The 17,120-nt window shown below is 69.4% G+C and carries 16 protein-coding genes; 2 read left to right on the forward strand and 14 right to left on the reverse strand.

Annotated elements, in window-relative coordinates:
- Positions 1–5: 5 nt before the first annotated feature.
- The 5 genes from ACT54L_RS18705 to ACT54L_RS18725 form a co-directional block, all read right to left on the reverse strand.
- Positions 6–959: an arginase family protein gene (locus ACT54L_RS18705; RefSeq protein WP_476087137.1), complete on the reverse strand. Its 954-nt coding sequence runs from the start codon at positions 957–959 to the stop codon at positions 6–8.
- The gene (locus ACT54L_RS18710; RefSeq protein WP_476087138.1) at positions 956–2,191 is read right to left on the reverse strand and encodes a M20/M25/M40 family metallo-hydrolase; all 1,236 of its coding nucleotides are present in this window, start codon (positions 2,189–2,191) and stop codon (positions 956–958) included. The genes ACT54L_RS18705 and ACT54L_RS18710 overlap by 4 nt, the downstream gene beginning before the upstream one ends.
- A 25-nt stretch (positions 2,192–2,216) precedes the next feature.
- A complete protein-coding gene (locus ACT54L_RS18715) occupies positions 2,217–2,882 on the reverse strand; it encodes an amino acid ABC transporter permease (RefSeq protein ID WP_476087139.1) in 666 nt (221 codons plus the stop codon).
- 134 nt (positions 2,883–3,016) lie between these two features.
- Positions 3,017–3,832, reverse strand: a complete 816-nt coding sequence (locus ACT54L_RS18720) for an ABC transporter substrate-binding protein (RefSeq protein WP_476087140.1) — start codon at positions 3,830–3,832, stop codon at positions 3,017–3,019.
- Between the two features lie 60 nt (positions 3,833–3,892).
- The gene (locus ACT54L_RS18725) at positions 3,893–4,648 is read right to left on the reverse strand and encodes an amino acid ABC transporter ATP-binding protein (protein WP_476087141.1); all 756 of its coding nucleotides are present in this window, start codon (positions 4,646–4,648) and stop codon (positions 3,893–3,895) included.
- 122 nt (positions 4,649–4,770) lie between these two features.
- On the opposite strand from ACT54L_RS18725, the gene ACT54L_RS18730 reads away from it, so the two are divergent.
- Positions 4,771–5,673 carry a LysR substrate-binding domain-containing protein gene (locus tag ACT54L_RS18730; protein WP_476087142.1) on the forward strand — a complete coding sequence of 301 codons (903 nt, stop codon included), beginning with the start codon at positions 4,771–4,773 and terminating at the stop codon, positions 5,671–5,673.
- On the forward strand, positions 5,673–6,950 hold the full coding sequence (locus tag ACT54L_RS18735) for a M28 family peptidase (protein WP_476087143.1): 1,278 nt from the start codon (positions 5,673–5,675) through the stop codon (positions 6,948–6,950). The genes ACT54L_RS18730 and ACT54L_RS18735 overlap by 1 nt, the downstream gene beginning before the upstream one ends.
- Positions 6,951–6,962: 12 nt before the next feature.
- Here ACT54L_RS18735 and ACT54L_RS18740 read toward each other — a convergent pair whose 3' ends face one another.
- The 9 genes from ACT54L_RS18740 to ACT54L_RS18780 form a co-directional block, all read right to left on the reverse strand.
- Positions 6,963–7,421: an HIRAN domain-containing protein gene (locus tag ACT54L_RS18740; protein ID WP_476087144.1), complete on the reverse strand. Its 459-nt coding sequence runs from the start codon at positions 7,419–7,421 to the stop codon at positions 6,963–6,965.
- A 58-nt stretch (positions 7,422–7,479) separates the two neighbouring features.
- Positions 7,480–11,013: a bifunctional cytochrome P450/NADPH--P450 reductase gene (locus tag ACT54L_RS18745; protein ID WP_476087145.1), complete on the reverse strand. Its 3,534-nt coding sequence runs from the start codon at positions 11,011–11,013 to the stop codon at positions 7,480–7,482.
- A gap of 69 nt (positions 11,014–11,082) precedes the next feature.
- Positions 11,083–12,348 (reverse strand): glycosyltransferase, encoded by a 1,266-nt coding sequence (locus tag ACT54L_RS18750; RefSeq protein ID WP_476087146.1) that lies wholly within the window; start codon positions 12,346–12,348, stop codon positions 11,083–11,085.
- Complete coding sequence (locus ACT54L_RS18755; RefSeq protein ID WP_476087147.1) at positions 12,348–13,901, reverse strand: MFS transporter; 1,554 nt, start codon at positions 13,899–13,901, stop codon at positions 12,348–12,350. The genes ACT54L_RS18750 and ACT54L_RS18755 overlap by 1 nt, the downstream gene beginning before the upstream one ends.
- Positions 13,902–14,129: 228 nt before the next feature.
- Positions 14,130–14,642, reverse strand: a complete 513-nt coding sequence (locus ACT54L_RS18760; protein WP_476087148.1) for an Lcl C-terminal domain-containing protein — start codon at positions 14,640–14,642, stop codon at positions 14,130–14,132.
- A gap of 42 nt (positions 14,643–14,684) precedes the next feature.
- Positions 14,685–14,927, reverse strand: a complete 243-nt coding sequence (locus tag ACT54L_RS18765) for a hypothetical protein (RefSeq protein WP_476087149.1) — start codon at positions 14,925–14,927, stop codon at positions 14,685–14,687.
- A gap of 69 nt (positions 14,928–14,996) precedes the next feature.
- Positions 14,997–15,695: a hypothetical protein gene (locus tag ACT54L_RS18770; RefSeq protein ID WP_476087150.1), complete on the reverse strand. Its 699-nt coding sequence runs from the start codon at positions 15,693–15,695 to the stop codon at positions 14,997–14,999.
- Between the two features lie 56 nt (positions 15,696–15,751).
- Positions 15,752–16,615, reverse strand: a complete 864-nt coding sequence (locus ACT54L_RS18775) for a hypothetical protein (protein WP_476087151.1) — start codon at positions 16,613–16,615, stop codon at positions 15,752–15,754.
- Positions 16,616–16,815: 200 nt separating this feature from the next.
- Positions 16,816–17,022 carry a hypothetical protein gene (locus ACT54L_RS18780; protein WP_476087152.1) on the reverse strand — a complete coding sequence of 69 codons (207 nt, stop codon included), beginning with the start codon at positions 17,020–17,022 and terminating at the stop codon, positions 16,816–16,818.
- Positions 17,023–17,120 lie beyond the last annotated feature (98 nt).

Raw genomic sequence — 17,120 nt, forward strand, 5'->3', positions numbered from 1 at the left:
CGGCACTATCCCCCCGCGCCCCGCGCGTGGATCAGCAGCAGGATCTCATAGGCGAGATAGGCGGCCAGATGCGCCGCCATGCCCTGCACGTCATGGCCGGGGCTCACCGTATTGATGTCCACGGCCACGATGTTCAGGCCCGACAGGCCGCGCAGCAATTGCAGCCCCTCCCGCGCCGAGAAGCCGCCCCAGGTGGGCGTGCAGACGCCCGGCGCCACGGAGGGGTCGAAGGAATCCATGTCCCAGGACAGGTAGACCGGCCGGCCCCCCATCACCGCGTGCAGTTCGGCGAGGACATCCGCCTCGCCCCGTCGCACATAGTCGGTCATGGTGATGATGTTGTAGCCGAGGCTGCGGGTATGGTCGGCGACGCCTGGCCGGTAGGTGGAGCCGCGCACGCCCACATGGTAGGAGGCGCTGGCCGAGACCCGCTGCTCCAGCGCCACATGGCTGAACTGGCTGGCGGCGTCATAGGGGTGTTCCGGGTTCACCGGGTGGCAGTCCGTATGGCTGTCCACATGCAGCACGCACAGGTCCGGCCACAGCCGCGCGGCGGCGCGCACCAGCGGCACGGAGACCGAGCCGTCGCCGCCGAAGCCCACCACCGTGGCTCCCGTGGAGGCGATGCGGAAGGCGGCCTCCTCGATGCGCGCGAAGGCGTCCTCGATACGGCCCGGCGTGAGGGTCACGTCACCGCAATCCACCAGCCCCAGGGCCGCGCGCACGTCGAAGTCGGCCCGCTCGCTCTCATAGGCCCGCACCAGGGCCGATTGCTCGCGGATGGAGCGCGGTCCTTCCCGCGAGCCGATGCGGAAGGGGTGGGTGCCGCAATCGAAGGGCACGCCCAGGATGGCGGCCTTGGCCGCTTTCGCGCCGGTGGCGTCGTCCGCCCACGGCACGCCCATGAAGCCGGCGCCCTGGTGCATGAGGGCGGCGCTGCTCAGTTCCGAGGGTTTCATGACAGGGGGATTTCCTGCGCCAGAAAGTCGAAGGCGGTGAGCGTGTGGACCTTGGCCACGGCCACCAGTTCGTCGACGAGAATGTATTCGTCCGGCGCGCCCATGTTGAACGGCGTGCAGCCGAAGACCACGCTGGGAATGCCGAACATGCGGTAGATGCGGGCGTCCGAGGCCCCCACCCGCATGTTGCTGACCGGCGGGGCGCCGAACACGCGGGCGGCGGCGTCCACCGTGCGCGTCACGATCTCATGGCCGGGCGGGGTGTAGCTTGCCGGATAGGCGCGGATGATGCGCCAGGTGACGCCGTCCAGGCCATCGAGCCCGGCATGGAGGGCCTGCTCCACCGCTTCCAGCGTCACGCCCACGGGAATGCGGATGTCGGCGGCGGCGGTGGCGGCGGCCGGCACCAGGTTCGGCGAAATGCCGCCCTGGACGGTGCCGATATTCACCGTCACCCGCTGGAGCGTCGCCGCCTCGCCCGCGCCGGAGAGCGGCTCGGACACGGGCTTGGCCGCCGCGATGGCCGCGCTCACCTCGGCGGGAGCGTCCACGGGCAGGTCTTCCAGGCGCTTCAAGGCGTCCAGCGCGTCGCGCAGGCGGTCGATGGCATTGAGGCCCTTATGCACATGGGCGCCGTGGGCGGGCTGTCCCTCGGCCTCGATCTCCACCCAGCACAAGCCCTTCTCGCCGAAGCGCACCACGGTGGGCGAGCCCACGTCGCCGCACAGCATGGCATCGCCCTTCGCCTCCGGCACATGCTCCAGCAGCCAGCGGGAGCCGAGGGAACCCATGTTTTCCTCATCGCCCGCCAGCGTCACCACCAGCTCGCCCGACCAGTGGTCGGTATGGCCGGCGAGGATGCGGGCCGCCATCAGGGACGAGGCGATGCCCGCCTTCATGTCGGAGACGCCGCGCCCATAGATGCGGCCATCCTCCAGCACGCCGCCGAGCGGCGGCCTGCTCCAGGCGCCCTCGCCAATGGGGAAGGTGTCCAGATGCCCGTTCAGCACCAGCCGCCGGCCGGGCCGGCCGGAGCCGAGGACACCCACGAGGTTGATGATTCCGGGCGCGCTTTCGTAGCGCTGCACGGTCATGCCGGGGATGGCCTCCAGGAGCGCGGCGGCGGTTTCGGCGATGGCCGTCACATCGCCGGGCGGGTTGGGGGAGGCGATGCGCACCAGGCGGCGGGTGGTGTCCACGAGGGCGGCACGGCCCGCCTCCACTTGCGCCATCAGGCGGTCGTGAAGGCAAGAAAGATCACTGGCGAGCAAGGCGGCGCTCCCACAGGCGGATGGCCATGGCCAGGGGCCAGCAGATGAAGAAATAGACCACGGCGATGAAGGTGAAGATTTCCAGCGGCCGGAAGGTGGTGGAGGACAATTCCATGCCCCGGCGCGTGATCTCGCTGACCGAAATGACCGAGCCGAGCGAGGAGAACTTGATGAGCTGCACGAAGTTGGAGGCGAGCGGCGGCAAGGTCATGCGGATGGCCTGCGGCATCACGATGCGCATGAAGCTCTGGGCCGGCGTGAGCCCCAGCACCTGCGCCGCCTCCCGATGGCCCTTGGGCACCGCCTGGATGCCGGCGCGATACACTTCCGAGATGAAGGCGGCCATGTAGAGGGAGAGGCCGATGAGGATCGCCGCCAGGGCGGAGATGCGGATGCCGAAGACGATGGGCAGCACGTAATAGACCCACAGCAACTGCACCAGGATGGGCGTGTTGCGGATGATCTCGCCCAAGGTCAGGCTGAAGGCCCGCAGCAGGCGGAACTTCGACATGTCGAACAGCGCCAGCACCAGCCCGCCCAGCAGGGCGAAGACCAGAGACGTGGCGGAGATGATGAGCGTCAATTGGAGGCCGGACAGAAGGAAGTCCAGGTTGCTCCAGATGATGTCCCAGCGAAACGTATAAGAGTGCACGGCGGGCCTCCTGCTGCTCGCCTCGGGATGGGACGCGCCGGCCCGTGAGCGCAGCGATGCGGCGCGGCAGGGCAGGCGCGGGATGGGGCGAGCGGGCCGGCGCCAAGGCAGGCGCCGGCGGCGTCTTCAGGACATCAGGGGGCGACGATGGGGCCGAGCTTGTTCTTCTCGGCATATTTCTTCAGGCGGCCATCCAGCTTGATGGTGTCAATGAAGAGGTTCACGTAGTTGAGCCACACTTGGTCACCCTGGTTGATCACATAGGCATAGGGCGTCACGGCCAGCTTCTCCGGCGGCTCGATGGATTTGGCCCAGTCGAACTCGTCGGTGACTTTCACGGCGGTGGGGAAGTCGGTCATGATGACATCCACGCGGCCGGCCACCAGTTCGCCCTCGCGGGTATTGGGCGGGGCCACCGAGATCAGCTCGGCATTCTTCAGGTAGGACTTCATGAAGGGCTCGATATAGGAGCCGAGCGTCACGGCCACCTTCATGCCGGGCTTGTCCACGTCGGCCCAGGTCTTCACCGGGCCGTCCTTGCGGGTGACCGCATAGATGTTGGTGATGAGATAGGGCTTGGAGAATTCCACCGCCTGGGCCCGCTTCAGCGAGGCGCCGACGCCGAACATGCCGATGTCGCACTTATTGGCCTGGAGGTCGGCGATGAAGGTGCCGAAGCTGGATTCCACGATCTCCAGCTGCGCGCCCAGTTCCTTGGCCAGCTCCTTGGAGAGATCGGCGTCGATGCCCTCGATCTCGCCCGTCTTCGGGTTGCGGAAGGAGATGGAATAATAGAGCGGATACTGGCAGACGCGCAGCTTCTTGCTCTTGGTGATCTCGTTGAGGCGTGAATTCACCGCCTGCGCGGCGGCGGGCAGGGGCGCGGCGATGCAGGCGGTCAGCGCCGCAGCCGCGGCCCATCGCAGGAGTTTGGCAAAAGGAAAGGTCATGGCTTGGTCCTCTGGGGTTGGCCCGGCCTTGGGCGGCCGTTGTCTGTGTTCGGGTGAGGGTCAGTCCTGAAGCAGGGACAGGAAGCGGCGGGCGCGGTCGCTGGCGGGCGAGGTGAAGAAGGCCTCGGGGGCGGCTTCCTCGACGATCTCGCCGCGATCCATGAAGGCGACGCGGCTCGCCACCTGGCGGGCAAAGCCCATTTCGTGGGTGACGACCACCATGGTCATGCCCTCCAGCGCGAGCTGGCGCATGACCGAGAGCACCTCGTTGCGCAGTTCCGGATCGAGCGCGGAGGTGGGCTCGTCGAACAGCAGAACCTTGGGGGACATGGCCAGCGCCCGGGCGATGGCGACGCGCTGCTGCTGGCCGCCGGACAGGCGGCTTGGATGCACGTCGCGCTTGTCGGAGAGGCCCACCTTGGCGAGCAGCGCCTCGGCGATCTCGATGGCGGCGGGGCGGCTCATGCGCTTCACGCGCAAGGGGGCCTCGATGATGTTCTGGAGCACGGTCATGTGCGGCCAGAGATTGAAGTGCTGGAACACCATGCCGATGTCGGGCCGCACCTCGCGCGCCGAGCGGCGCTCCTCGGAACTGTCCCGCGCCGAGGAAATGGTGACGCCGTTCATCACCACCGTGCCGGCGCTCGGCTGCTCCAGCAAGGCAAGGCAGCGGCAGAGCGTGGTCTTGCCCGAGCCGGAGGGGCCGATGAGGCACACCACGTCGCTCGTCTGGATGGAGAGATCCACGCGCCGCAGCACCTCCACCGGGCCGAAGCTCTTGCTCACCTCATGGGCGGCGATCAGCGGCACAACCAATGCGGGCTCCCTCGACAAACTTGACCATAAATTTGCGTTATGATCTTCTTGCCTCGTGTTCCAAGGCTCGCGCATATTCCAGACGAGCAAACACAAAATGGCAATAACCAAAATTTATGCAAATGGACTATCGCCTCCTTGAAGCCTTCCGCGCCGTGATCGATGCCGGCTCCGTCACCCAGGCGGCGGGCGCGCTGGGGCTCACCCAGCCGGCCGTGAGCGCGCAGATCGCGCGGCTGGAGGCAGAGGTGGGCTTTTCCCTATTCGAGCGCTCGGGCAACCGGGTGCGGCCCACCACTGAGGCCCTCGTCTTCCGCGAGGAGGTGGAGCGCACGCTCGCCAAGATCAACGACCTCAGCCGCGTGGCGGAGCAGATCCGCACCGGCGAGATGGGGGCGTTGACCATCGTCAGCCACCCCATGGCGGGCGTCACCTTGCTGCCGCCGGTGGTGGCCGCCTTCGGCAAGGCGCGGCCGGAGACCAGGGTGGAATTGAGCGTCCGCAACTCGGACATGGTCCGCTCGCTCTTTCCCTCGCGCACCTATGACATCGGCATTGCCGAGGCCTCCGTGGACCCGGCGGGGCTCACCCTCACCCGCTATCGCATGGCCTGCCGCGCCATTCTGCCCAAGGGCCATGCACTGGCTGCCCATGAAGTGCTCACGCCGGCGCTCCTCTCCGGCGTGCCCTTCGTCTCCATGTCCCGGCAATGGGCCGCCCATCATCTGGTGGAGAAGGTGTTCGCGGCGGTGGACGCGCATCTCAACATTGTCGCCACCTCGGAATTGTTCGCCGCCATCTGCGTGATGGTGGCCCATGGGCTCGGCGTCTCCATCGTGGATGCCGCCTCCGCCGCCCAGTTCGAGGGGCTGGGCCTTGAGGTGCGGCCCTTCGCGCCCGCCGTGCTCTATGAGGTGGCCGTCTTCCATTCGGCGGACCGGGTGCCCTCGGCCATCGCCCGCAACTTCCTCGATCTTCTCGACGCCCACATGGGCACCTTCCTGTCGCCCGTGGAGCAGCCCTGATGCGCCCCTTGCCCGATTTGTCCACCTTCGCCGCCGATGCCCGCCTCCAGGAGGAGTTCGACGCGCTTTGCGACTTCGGCGGCCGGCTCGCCGGCACCAAGGCCGAGGCGGAGGCCATGGCCTATGTGGCCGAGCGGGGCGCGCAGGCGACCGGCGTGCCCTGCCGGGCGGTGCCGGTGGCCTATGGCGGCTGGACGGCGCGGGGGGCTTTTCTCGCCTTTGCCGATGGCAGCACTGCGCCGTGCCATCCTTTGGTGCGCAGCCGGCCGACGCCGGCCGAGGGCCTCGAAGCTGAAGTGATCGACCTCGGCCGGGGCACGCCGGAGGAGTTCGAGGCGCACCGGGCCGAGATTGCCGGGCGCATCGTGCTGGTGCGCCACGAATTGATGTTCGTGGCCGGCACCATCCATCGCCGCCGCAAATACAATATGGCACTGGAGATGGGGGCGGTCGGCTTCCTCATTGCCGGCCCCGTGGCGGGCGGCGCTGTGGCGGGTTCGTCCGGCCGCGCCGGTGACGAGCCCGGCATTCCCGCCGCCGGCATCTCGCCCGAGAGCGCCGCGCGCCTTGCCCGCACCGCCGCCGGCTGGCCGAAGGTGCGCTTTCACCTCGACGTGCAGGACCGGCCGGGCGAGACGGCGACCTTGCTGTTCGACCTGCCGGGGCAGGGGCCGGACTTCGTGGTGCTGAGCGCCCATGTGGACGGCCACGACATCAATGAAAGCGCGCTGGACAATGCCTCGGGCGTCGCGGTGGCGCTTGCGGTGATGCGGGCGGTGGCGCCCCTCGTGGCGGGCTTCCGCCGGGGCGTGCGGCTCGCTTTCTTCAGCGCCGAGGAATGGGCGCTCACCGGCTCGGCGCAATATGTGGCGGGCCTTGCGCCGCAGGAGCGCGAGCGCATCGCCCTCGACATCAATCTGGACACGGTGGTGGGCGGCGCGCGCCATGCGGCGCTCACCAGCGGCTATGGCGCGCTGGAGCCCTTCCTGCTGCGGGCGGCGGAAGACGCCGGGCATAAGCTGCGCTGCGTGCGGCCTTTCCTTCAGAATTCCGACCACGCCAATTTCGCCGCCGCCGGCATCCCCGCCTTCCGCCTGGTGGCCGGCTATGACGAGCCGGAGGCGGCCGTCCGCCTCGTCCTGACCCCCGAAGACCGGCGCGACAAGGTGCAGCCCGGCGAACTCCCCCGCGCCGCCGCCCTCACCGCCGCCTTGCTGGTGGCCGCCTGCACGGCATCGCCCGAGGAAGCGTCGGGGTGGCGGGCGCGGGTGGGGTGAGGATCGTCCGCCTCAGGAGCGGGCGGTCACGAAGAGGCGGATCATGGGGTCGCCGCGCGTGAAGGCGGTGAAGACCAAGTCTTCCGGCAGGTCCGCCAGGCGGCGCAGGTTCAGCATGCGGATCACCTGCGCCGTGACGGCCTCGCCGCGATCCAGGAGGCATGCCACCGGGCTGTTGGCTTTGCGCGGGATGAAGCCGAGCTTCGTCCCGTCGAGATGCACCGCCACCGCATCGCCGTCATAGGGGTTCAGCGCTTCCCGCACGAGGGTCAGCTGCGTTCCCGGCTGGAGGCGCGGCAAGGCGTCCTGAAGGCCGTAATAATGGCCGCCGGCAATGGCGAAATCGAACAGGGGCAGGGACGGCCGGGCGATGGCCTTTCCTCCGCTGGCGATTGCCACAGCGGTGGCCAGGAGGGCCAGGTTCACGTCCCGGCGGGTGAAGGCGGTGCGCTCCGCCAGGTCGTCATCCATGCCCGCCCCCGTCTTGCGGCGCGTTCGCCCGGGAGGCGCCGGTTGTCGGCCCCACCCCTCAGCCGGCCGCCCAGACATCCTGCAGATAGCGCCCGCCGTCCTCAAGCTCCTTCAGCGCGCGCGCGCCCAGGAGCTCGGCGAAGGCGGCGTGCACGTCCGGGGCCATGGTGCGGGCATTGCCGCACACCAGGATGCAGGCGCCACGCTTGACGAGGTCACGCACCCGGTCCGCATGGACCCGCAGCAGGTCCTGCACATAGGTCTTGCCCGCGCCCGGCCGGCGGGAAAAGCCCACCGCCAGAAGGTCCAGCGTGCCTTCCACCCGATAGGCGCCCAGCTCCTCGCGATAAAGATAGTCGCTTTCATTCCGGCAGCCGAAGAAGAGCAGGATCGGCCCCACCGTGAGCCCCTTCATCCTTTGGGCGTGGCGCTCCTGGATGAAGCCGCGCAGCGGGGCAAGGCCGGTGCCCGGCCCCACCAGGATCAGCGGTACGGACGGATCGGCGGGCAAGTGGAAGCTGCTGCCGGTGTCCTTCACCAGCACGCGCACCGGCATGCCCTCGCCGCAGGAGGCCAGATAGCTGCTGCACAGCCCGTCATGGCGCACCCCGTCCGCAGAGACGAAATGATGCACGCCGACAGTGAGGGCGCAGGCCTCCGGCGACAGGAGCGGGGAGGAGGAGATGGAATAATAGCGCGGCTTCAGCGCCGGCCTCAGGGTGAGCAAGGTGCCGAGGTCCAGCCGCACCGAGGGCACCTGGGCCAGCAGGTCCTCCATGCGCGGCTTGGCGTCCGCCACGGCCGTGGGGAAGTCCGCCAGCCAGGAGGCGATCCGCGCCTGGTCCGGCGGGCATTGGGCGGCCTGCGCCCAGGTGCGCAGGTCCCGCCGGGTCACGGGGCCGGCCAGGTCCACATGATCGGCCAGCAGCTCGGCGACGCTGATCGGCACACCGAAGGGCAGGCCGGCATCGCTCGCCGCTTCCGGGTGCACGGGGGTCAGCAGCACGCGGGCTTCCAGCGCCAGGCCGCAGCGGGCCGCGGCGGCGGCAACCAATGCCGGCGGGTTGGACGGGAACACCGCCAGATGGTCGCCCGCCGTATAGGTGACGCCAGGGGGCAGGGCGATTTCCAGGTGGCGGGTGGACCCCTCGGCGCCGGGCGCCAGCAGGTCGCGATTGACGCGCACCCGGCTGACAAAGGCCCCGTCATCCAGGAGGGTGCCGGCGCGCGGGGCAGCCCCGAGGGCGGTGCCGGCGAAATTCACCACCTCCACCCGCACCGCCGCGGCCTCGCCCTGCGTCTCGCTCGGGGCGGCCTCCGCCGTGCCGCCGAAGGTCCGGTCCACGGCCTCCCAAAAGGCGGTGGTCCAGCTTTCCACGGCGGCCTCGTAATCGCCGTCCGCATCCGCCGTGCCCAGCTCCATCAGGGCGCTGCCGCCCAGTTCCACGAGGCGGGCCGAGATGGCCTTTGGGAATTTCTGAAAGGTCTGGTGCCAATGGGTATTGCCGCAGCCGAGCACCGCATGGCGCACGCCGGCGCATGCCGTGGCGGGCGCCCGCTCCAGCCAGCGGGCGAACTGGGCGGCATTGTCCGGCGGGGTGCCGTTATAGGTGGAGGTGACGATCACCACTGGCCCGTCGATGAGCCAGGCCTGGTCCACCTGGTCGTCCAGCTCCGCAACCGTGGCGGAAAAGCCCCGGGCGGTGGCCTGCTGGGCGAGGGAGAGCGCGATGTCGCGGCAGCCGCCCATGTTGGAACCGTAGAGCACGCTCATGCGGCGGGTGCCGGACCCGGCACCCAAGGGGGCCACGGTTCGGGCCTTCGGCGCCGTGGCATGGACGGGGAACTGGCCTTTCACCTCGGGCCGGGGCGCCAGCACCATGTCCAGATGCTCGGGCTTCATGGTCAGGGTGTGCTTGTGACGCAGCACGTAATGGGGGTCTTTGGGATGCGCCGTATAGCGCTGGATGAAGCGCGCCAGCACCATCTTGGCTTCCAACAGGGCGAACTGGAACCCGATGCAGGAGCGCGCCCCCATGCCGAAGGGATGATAGGCGTGGGGATGGTGGTGCTGCTCTTCCTCCGGCGCGAAGCGATCGGGACGGAAGACATGGGCATCGGCGCCCCAGAAGCGCGGATGCTGCTGCATGGTGGACAAGGTGATGAAGACGCGCTCGCCGCCCTTCACCTCATAGCGGCCCTGGCCCAGCGTGGCGTCGCGTGTGACGAGGCGCGGGAACATGGGCACCGGCGGGCACAGGCGCAGCGCCTCCTTCAGCACCCGCTGGGTATAGTCGAGGTGGGCGATGTCCTCATAGGTGGGCCGATAGGAGAAGTCGCGGCCCAGCACCCGGTCCACTTCGGCGATGAGCTTTTCCAGCGTCTCGGGATACTTCCACAGATAATAAAGGGCATAGGCCAGCATGCCCGAGGTGGTTTCGTGCCCGGCGATGAGCAGCACGATGAGCTGGCCGCGGATATTGTCGTCGGGCAGCTTCTGCCCGGTCGCGCGGTCGGGCGTGGTGAGCATGATCTGGAGCAGGTCGGTGGGCACCGCCTCGCCCGCCGCCATGGCCGCGCGGCGGGCGGCGATGATGGCCTCCACCTCGTCCAGCATCACCTTGTCGGCGGCCGCGCGCCGGCGCCGGACCTCGTGGTAGAACACCTCCGGCAGCAGCCGCTTGGGCTCCTGCATGGCATCCGCCAGCACCAGGTTCATGGCCTCCACGAAGGCCGGCAGGTCCGGCGCGTCGATGGCCCCGTAGCGCCGGTTGAAGGCGGCATAGGAGATGGCCTCGAAGGTCATCCGCGTCATCAGCTCGGTGGCCAGGAAGCTCTCGCCGGGCGCCAGGCGGTCGAGATGGGCCAGGAACTCGTCGGCCACCTCCAGCAGGCGGCCGTAATAATTCTTCAGGGCCGTGGCGCCGAAGGCCGGGGCGAGGATGTGGTGGGCCTGGTGCCAGAGCGGGTCGTCGTCAGAGGCGGTAAACAGGGCGCTGCCCACGCTCTTGTCGGCCAGGTTGCGCAGCCCGCCGCGCCCTTCCACGATCTTTGCGAACACCTCCGGCGCGGCGCACATTTCGGCGACCATGTCGGCATCGGAGCAGAAATAGGCGCACTTGCCGCCCACATGGAAGGCGAAGAAGTCGCCGTGCTTGGCGTGCAGGTCGTCGATGGCTCCCACCGAGCCGCCGGCATTGTGCAGTTCGGGCAGGTTGCCGACAATGGGATAGGGCCGCGGGCCGGGCACCGGCTCGCGGACCGCAGCCCGTGCCGATGCGTAAGACGAGGGGCCGGATGCGGCGTCTCCTGCGTCCGAGGCGCCCGATTGCTCCGGGGGCGCGGCGGCCGGCGCGCGGTGTAGCACCAGGCGCAGCTGGATGCCGTCGGGCAGGCTGTCGTCCAGCGCGACGGTGATGCCCCCTGCAGTCTCCACGTGGAAGGTGGCGTTTCCCGGAAGGTCTGCTGCCGCCCGCACCGCCTCTGTCACCGCCGCCGGGCTGGCGCCGGCGAACCAGCCCACCCGGACCTGGGCGCCGGCATGGTCGAGCGCGATGCGCTTTATGGCCGGAGGCGTGGGGCTCTGCGACATGCGGATCTCCTGCGGATCTCCCGGCCCTGGCCAAGGGCGCAGGGCCGGTGCGAGGGGGGCAGCCTCCCTTCAGGCCGCGACGAGGGCCGCTGGCATGCGGCGCACCATGGCCTCGATGGCGTCCACGGTGCGGTCCATGTCGGCGGCGGGGTCCATGGCCCGGGCGATGTCCTGGGCACGCGTCGCCATCGCCGCGTCATCCAATACCGCGCGCAGGCTGCGTTCCAGGTTGGCCCGATTGACTCGCGTATAGGCCAGAACCTTGCCGACGCCCATGCGGCGCATGCGCTCGGCATTGTCGGGCTGGTCGAGGCCCACGGGAATGGTCAACACGGGCACGCCGGCCCGCACCGCCTCGGCGCAGCCGCCCACGCCGCCATGCTGCACCACCGCCGCCGCATGGGGGAAGACGGCGCCATGGGGAACAAAGTCCAGCGAAAGGACCTGGTCGGCGGGGGCATTGGGCGGCGGGTTCTTGCCGATCAGCAGGATGGCCCGGCGACCGAGGGCGACCGCCGTGTCGGCGGCCACCTGGTAGAAATCCTCGGCCACATTGACCACCGTGCTGCCGAGCGTGAACACCACCGGCGCCGGCCCAGCCGCCAGGAAGGCGCTGAGGCGGGCGGCGGTGTCCGGGCTCGCCTCCTGGGCGAAATAGGGAAAGCCGGTCTGCACCGAGGCGGCCGGCCAGTCCTGCTGGAGCGGGCCGAAGGCGGCGGGGAAGAGGGCCAGCACCAGGTGGGGCGAGAATTTGTCGCTGAACACGATGTCCCGGGGAGCGGCCCCCAGCTCGCGCTGGAGGGCAAAGACCGGCTTGGCCCACGCATTGGTCATGCGGCGCATGAAGCGCATGATCGCCCGCTGCGGCCAGGTGCCCAGATGGCGCAGATGATAGGCGGCCGGGAACCAGGTGAGCACGCTCGGGTCCTGCGCCGACAGCATGGTGAGCGGGGACAGCATGACATTGGCCCACGGCAGGCCCAGCTTCTCCGCCACCAGCGGCGCCACATAGACCGCCTCGCCCGCCAGGATCGCATCGGCGCCCTGGGCGGCCTCCAGCAGGTCCGCATAGGTCTCGCGGGCGGCAGGGAAGACGTGCTCGGCCAGGAGATGCTTGCCGCTTCGGAAGGGGTCCGCGAACACGCGGGTCATCACCTCCGGCGGGAAGTCCGGCCGCAGGGGGCGGAAGGTGAGGCCGAGGGCGGTGATCCGCGCCGCATAGCAGGGGGCGGCGGCCATCACCGCCTCATGGCCGCGCGCCCGCAGCGCCAAGGCCACGGACAGCATGGGAAAGAGATCGCCGAGGGACCCGAGGGTGGCGAGGACGATGCGCATCAGGACGGCTCCTTGGTGGTCTCGACCGGCGGTTGCAGAGGGCGACGGAACAACAAGACGGCAGCGCACAGGGCGACGGCAAGGAACACGACGCACACGACATAGCCGTGGGCGATGCTCTGGGCCGCGCTGGCCCGCAGGGCGGATGCCACCGAGGGCCAGTGCTGCTCCAGAGCCTGGATGGCCTCCGCCTTGCCATAGATGGCTTGCGCCATGATTGCGTCGAGCGCCGCCGGCGGCTGCCCCGCCGCCGGGGCCGCGGCGGCGCCGATGGCTTCGATGCGGCTGCGCTCGGAGGCGACCACCACGGTGCCGATGGCCGCCATGCCTACGGCTCCGCCCAGCTGGCGCACGGTGTCCATGGCGCCGAAGGCGAGGCCCCGATGGCCTTCGTCCACCTGGGCGGTGCCATCCGCATAGCTGGGGGGCATGGACAGGCCGAGGCCGGCGCCGATCATCACCAGGGCCGGCATCATCAGGACGAAATCCATGCGCATCACCGCCAGGCTTTCCAGGACAAAGCCCACCGTCGCCAGGCTCAGGCCGGCCACCAGCGGCAGCTTCACGCCGTGGCGGTCATAGAGCTTGCCCGAAATGGGGCTGCACACCATCAGGGGCATGAGGAAGAGCAGCATGGTGAGGCCGGACTGCATGGGTGCGAAATGCAGCACGCGCTGGAGATAGATGGCGCCATAGGCCGATTGGCCCACGATGGTGCATTGGACGCAGAACAGCGCCAGTCCATCGACGCTGACGTGGCGGTTCGCAAACAGGCGCACGTCCACCAGCGGCTCCGCCGCCCGGGCCTGGGCAAGCACGAACACCGCCAGAATGAGAGCGCCCACCGTTACCAGCGACAGGGTCAGGGGGGAGGTGAGGCCCCAGGCGTGGCTCTGCTGGAGGCCAAGCACCAAGGGCCCCAGCGCCGCCGCCAGCAGCAGGCTGTGGGCGGGCCGGAAGGTGCCGCTGCGCGGGCTCGCGGCCGCCGGACCGGCCGCGCGCAGCAGCAGCAGCACGGCCACCGCCGTGGGCAGATTGACGAAGAAGACCCAGCGCCAATTGCCCATCTGCACCAGCGCGCCGCACAGGACGGGAGCCGTCACCAGGGCGATGCCGCCCAGGCCGCTATAAAGACCCATGGCCCGCCCGCGCCCCGCCGGGCCGAACGCCTCGGTGGCCAGCAGCGCCGCCGCCGGCGACATCAGGGCGTTGCCCAGGCCTTCCAGGGCACGCCCGCACAACAGCATGGGAAAACTCACCGACAGGCCGCTCACCAGCGAACCCGCCGCGAACAATGCCACGCCGATGCGGAACATCCGTGCCCGGCCGACCACGTCGGCCAGCCGCCCGCCGCTGGCGATGGCCACCGCCAGGGTGAGGGAATAAAGCGTGATGATCCATTGCTGCGCCCCGTGGCTCAGCATCATGTCGCGCTGGATGGAGGGGAGAGCCACGGAGGTGCCGGTGGCGTCGACCATGGCCATGCTCAGCACCCCGGCCGCTGCCAACAAGGCGCACCAGCGTTGCCGGTTGTCCACGGTCGCGACACTCATGCGGCGGCCTCCCGTGCAGGATTTACCCCTCAGTCATCGGCACTTTCGATGACATGAAGGTAACATGCGGCCAAGTTTCCCGAGCCGTTGGTTGTTTGTCCAGTGCACGGCGAAGCTTGTCCAGGGCCAGCACCGGCCCCGGCGTCCATCCCCTTTCGGAGCTTATTCCGGATAAATCACACACGACGTGAAGCTCGGCGGACCGCTGCCGAGACGTCGGCGCACGGCCTATGGGGTGCGCACCAGCCGCAGCCGTGCCTTTGCGCGTTCAAGATAATAAGCGTGGCGGAGGCCGTCGGAGAAGCGCACCGCCACCCGCGCGCCGGGGGCGGTTTGGCAGGACGTCCAGTACCAGTCGCCGCCGAAGCCGCGGATGAGGTCCCGGTCCGCATACATGAGGTGCAGTTCGGCCGGGGAGGGGATGCGCCAATCCCCATAGCCATTCCAGCGCGCCCGACGGGCGAGAGCGTCGATGTCGCAGCCGCGGATCAGGCAGAAGTCCCAGGGATGGGGGCTTTCATCGTCGGGACGCGCATGCAACACCGCGCCGGTGTCGGGCGAGTGGCCGGCAAAGACGGTGCCGTCTTCGAGGCGGGGCCGCCGCAGGGCCTTCCGGCGTTCATATTCGGCCGTCATGAAGAAGGGCACGTCGAAGGGCGGGCACCCGTTCGGCGCGGCGGCGTCTGAAGGGGGGAGGGCGGCGTCGCCGCGCCCGTCCCCGCCATCCGTGGCGTCATCCATGTGGCCGCGACCGTCGGAATGGCCGGAGCGGGGAGGGCATGTTCATGACCCTCCGCCGGGGGGGCGCGATGCGGCGCGCCTGACGTTGTCGGCTGTCTTGCCCAGGTGGTCCAGCCGCGCCCGATGGCGGTGCAGGAACGCCACCTCCCGATGCGAGAGACCGTCAATGTAGTCGTCCATCTCGCGCAGGATCTGCGGGCTCTTGTCCGCGATGCCGCGATAGAAATGAAGAAACTGAAGGATTTCCGTCTCCTTCTCGCTCAAAGGCGGGGCATCTTCGGCCATTGTCTCTCCTGTCCCGGCGGGGCCGCGCACCTTTTCGGGCCCGTCGACCCCTTCACGCCTGCCGTCATCTCACGCGCGCCGGCGCGCCCCATACTGCGGCACGGCGGCGCTTCGACGCTGCACCAGCCGGGCGACGCCTCCCACCAGCAGGAGCCAGACCAGGATTATGCCCGAGAGAATGGCATCCCGCTTCAGCGGGCTGACGGTCTGCGCCGACGGCGGGCCGAACACCTCCATGCCCTCCAGGATCAAGACGAGGCCCACCGCGACCAAAGGCGGGAACACCACATTGGCCGCGCGGGACCGGCTGATGGCCCGCAGGGTCCGCAGCACCGGCAGGCGCCCGAGCAAGGTGGCCATCACGAAGCCCCATGCGGAAAAGCCGACGGCCACCAGGATGAGGAAGACGACCCCAAGAAACCCCGGCTGCACGCCCATCCCTTCCAGCGACAGGAATGTCCCAAGGCCGCACAGGCCCGCCCCCACCCAGCGCGGCAGGAGGCTCAGCAGCAGGATGAAACCCGCGACGATGACGCTGAGGCAGACGATCTCCTGGACCAAGGACAGCGACAGGACGCCGGGAAAGAGCAGCCCGGAGACCAGATAGGCCAGCGGCCACAAGACCGTGACGGGAAAGCCGAAGATCAGGAAGACCACGCCGAACACCGCCGCTGCCACGGCCGCGAGGCCGAGGATCGCCACGATGAGGATGCCACCCCCGCCAGTGTCCGTGCGGTCGTCGATCACATGGATGAAGATGGGAAACATCCTGTCCTCCCTCGCACCTTGTCCTCGCAGATGGGTTCGCGACGGGCCGCCATTCCTCAGCGATGGGCCGCGCACCACGCATAGGTCTTGCCGTTGGAGATGAACGTCTTCTCGTCCAGGACCTGGAAGCTGAACCGGTAGCGCCCCATGTCCGTGGAGGCGCGCCCGCCGCTCTCGCAGGCGGGCGCGCCGGAATAGACATTCCCGGTCCCGGACAGGGGCTCCGCCAGGGGGCAGACGCCGAACATGCCGTCCGCCGTCGGCGAGAGGAATTGGCGCCCTGAGGACGGCCCGTCCGTGAAGGTATAAAGGCCGATGGAGCGCGCCCCGTCGGGCGGCGTCGTGCAGCGGCCGGTGCTGTATTCCCCCGGCAGCAAAGGCAGGTGTGTGGCGGGCGGGCGTGTGGCGGGCGGAGGCGCCGCCGGCTGGATGGCTTCGGGCGCTGCGGGGCGGTTTTGCCCACAGCGTGCGGCAAGCCGGTCCAGGGCGCCGCCGGCCCCGGACAGGTCGAAGGCGCGGGCCGCTTGCGTCATGGCGCGGGCGGGCGGCCCCGACAGAACCAGGATTTTTCCGGCGCCGAGCGCCCGAACCGTCGCTGCGGACAGGCCGAGCGTCCCGTCCGTCCTGTCGCTCAGCAGCACCCCCGCCCCGAACGCCTCGACGGCGACGGAAAGTGAGACGCCGTCAATGTCCAGGACCGCCGTCCCCTCCGGGCGCCAGCCCGAGGTCGGGGACAGGATGAGGCTGAGCCGGGTGGGACCGCCGGGGCGGCAGGACAGCACGAGCGCCGTCGAGCCGGTCCGGTTGCGGGTGAATGCCTCGATCGTCTCGCCCTGGTCCCGCACGGTCCAGGCCCCCGGACCGGACGCGGCCAAGGCGCGCGGGCCGGGTGCCGCGCCGCCAAGCCACAGGGCCGCCATGCCGGCCATGATCCTTGCGGGACACGGCCAGCGCATCCGATCCATCCCCCAGCGTGAGCGTCACTGTAGAGCCGTTGCGTCAGGGGCGACAGCGGTTTTTCATCAGCGGCTTTTTCATCCCCTGCGGCCCGCCACCGGCCGGCATCGCCCACACCATCAGCTTGGTTGCGCTCTATTTGCTGCGCTCTATTTGGCGCGCGCTACTTGTCGCGCAGCTCCCGGGCGCGGCGGGCCTTCTGGCGCGCCATTTCCGCGCGCTCGGCCTCGGCCTTGTCGCGGGCTTCGCGCAATTCCCGCTGGCGGGCCATGCGGGCCTGGAGGGCGTCCGTCTCGGCAGGCTTTGCCGTCGGCTGCGGGGCGAACACCGCTTCGGCACGGGCCTTCAGGTCGAAGGGCATTTTCGTCACATTCACGTCCTCTGGCCGCGTATGGGGATCGGACCGGCTGCGCGACAGCCCGTCCGCACGGTGTCCGGGCGCCGCGCCTGGTGTTCGCCTTGTGTCTT

It is taken from the genome of Aquabacter sp. DMC10, from assembly GCF_056314145.1.

Excerpts from the sequence above, each read along its gene's own strand:
- ACT54L_RS18705 (WP_476087137.1), bottom strand. The coding sequence starts at position 959 with ATGAAACCCTCGGAACTGAGCAGCGCCGCCCTCATGCACCAGGGCGCC.
- ACT54L_RS18770 (WP_476087150.1), bottom strand. The coding sequence starts at position 15,695 with ATGTTTCCCATCTTCATCCATGTGATCGACGACCGCACGGACACTGGC.
- ACT54L_RS18740 (WP_476087144.1), bottom strand. The coding sequence starts at position 7,421 with ATGGATGACGACCTGGCGGAGCGCACCGCCTTCACCCGCCGGGACGTG.
- ACT54L_RS18755 (WP_476087147.1), bottom strand. The coding sequence starts at position 13,901 with ATGAGTGTCGCGACCGTGGACAACCGGCAACGCTGGTGCGCCTTGTTG.
- ACT54L_RS18735 (WP_476087143.1), top strand. The coding sequence starts at position 5,673 with ATGCGCCCCTTGCCCGATTTGTCCACCTTCGCCGCCGATGCCCGCCTC.
- ACT54L_RS18750 (WP_476087146.1), bottom strand. The coding sequence starts at position 12,348 with ATGCGCATCGTCCTCGCCACCCTCGGGTCCCTCGGCGATCTCTTTCCC.
- ACT54L_RS18760 (WP_476087148.1), bottom strand. The coding sequence starts at position 14,642 with ATGGATGACGCCACGGATGGCGGGGACGGGCGCGGCGACGCCGCCCTC.
- ACT54L_RS18775 (WP_476087151.1), bottom strand. The coding sequence starts at position 16,615 with ATGGCGGCCCTGTGGCTTGGCGGCGCGGCACCCGGCCCGCGCGCCTTG.
- ACT54L_RS18745 (WP_476087145.1), bottom strand. The coding sequence starts at position 11,013 with ATGTCGCAGAGCCCCACGCCTCCGGCCATAAAGCGCATCGCGCTCGAC.
- ACT54L_RS18730 (WP_476087142.1), top strand. The coding sequence starts at position 4,771 with ATGGACTATCGCCTCCTTGAAGCCTTCCGCGCCGTGATCGATGCCGGC.
- ACT54L_RS18710 (WP_476087138.1), bottom strand. The coding sequence starts at position 2,191 with ATGGCGCAAGTGGAGGCGGGCCGTGCCGCCCTCGTGGACACCACCCGC.
- ACT54L_RS18765 (WP_476087149.1), bottom strand. The coding sequence starts at position 14,927 with ATGGCCGAAGATGCCCCGCCTTTGAGCGAGAAGGAGACGGAAATCCTT.
- ACT54L_RS18720 (WP_476087140.1), bottom strand. The coding sequence starts at position 3,832 with ATGACCTTTCCTTTTGCCAAACTCCTGCGATGGGCCGCGGCTGCGGCG.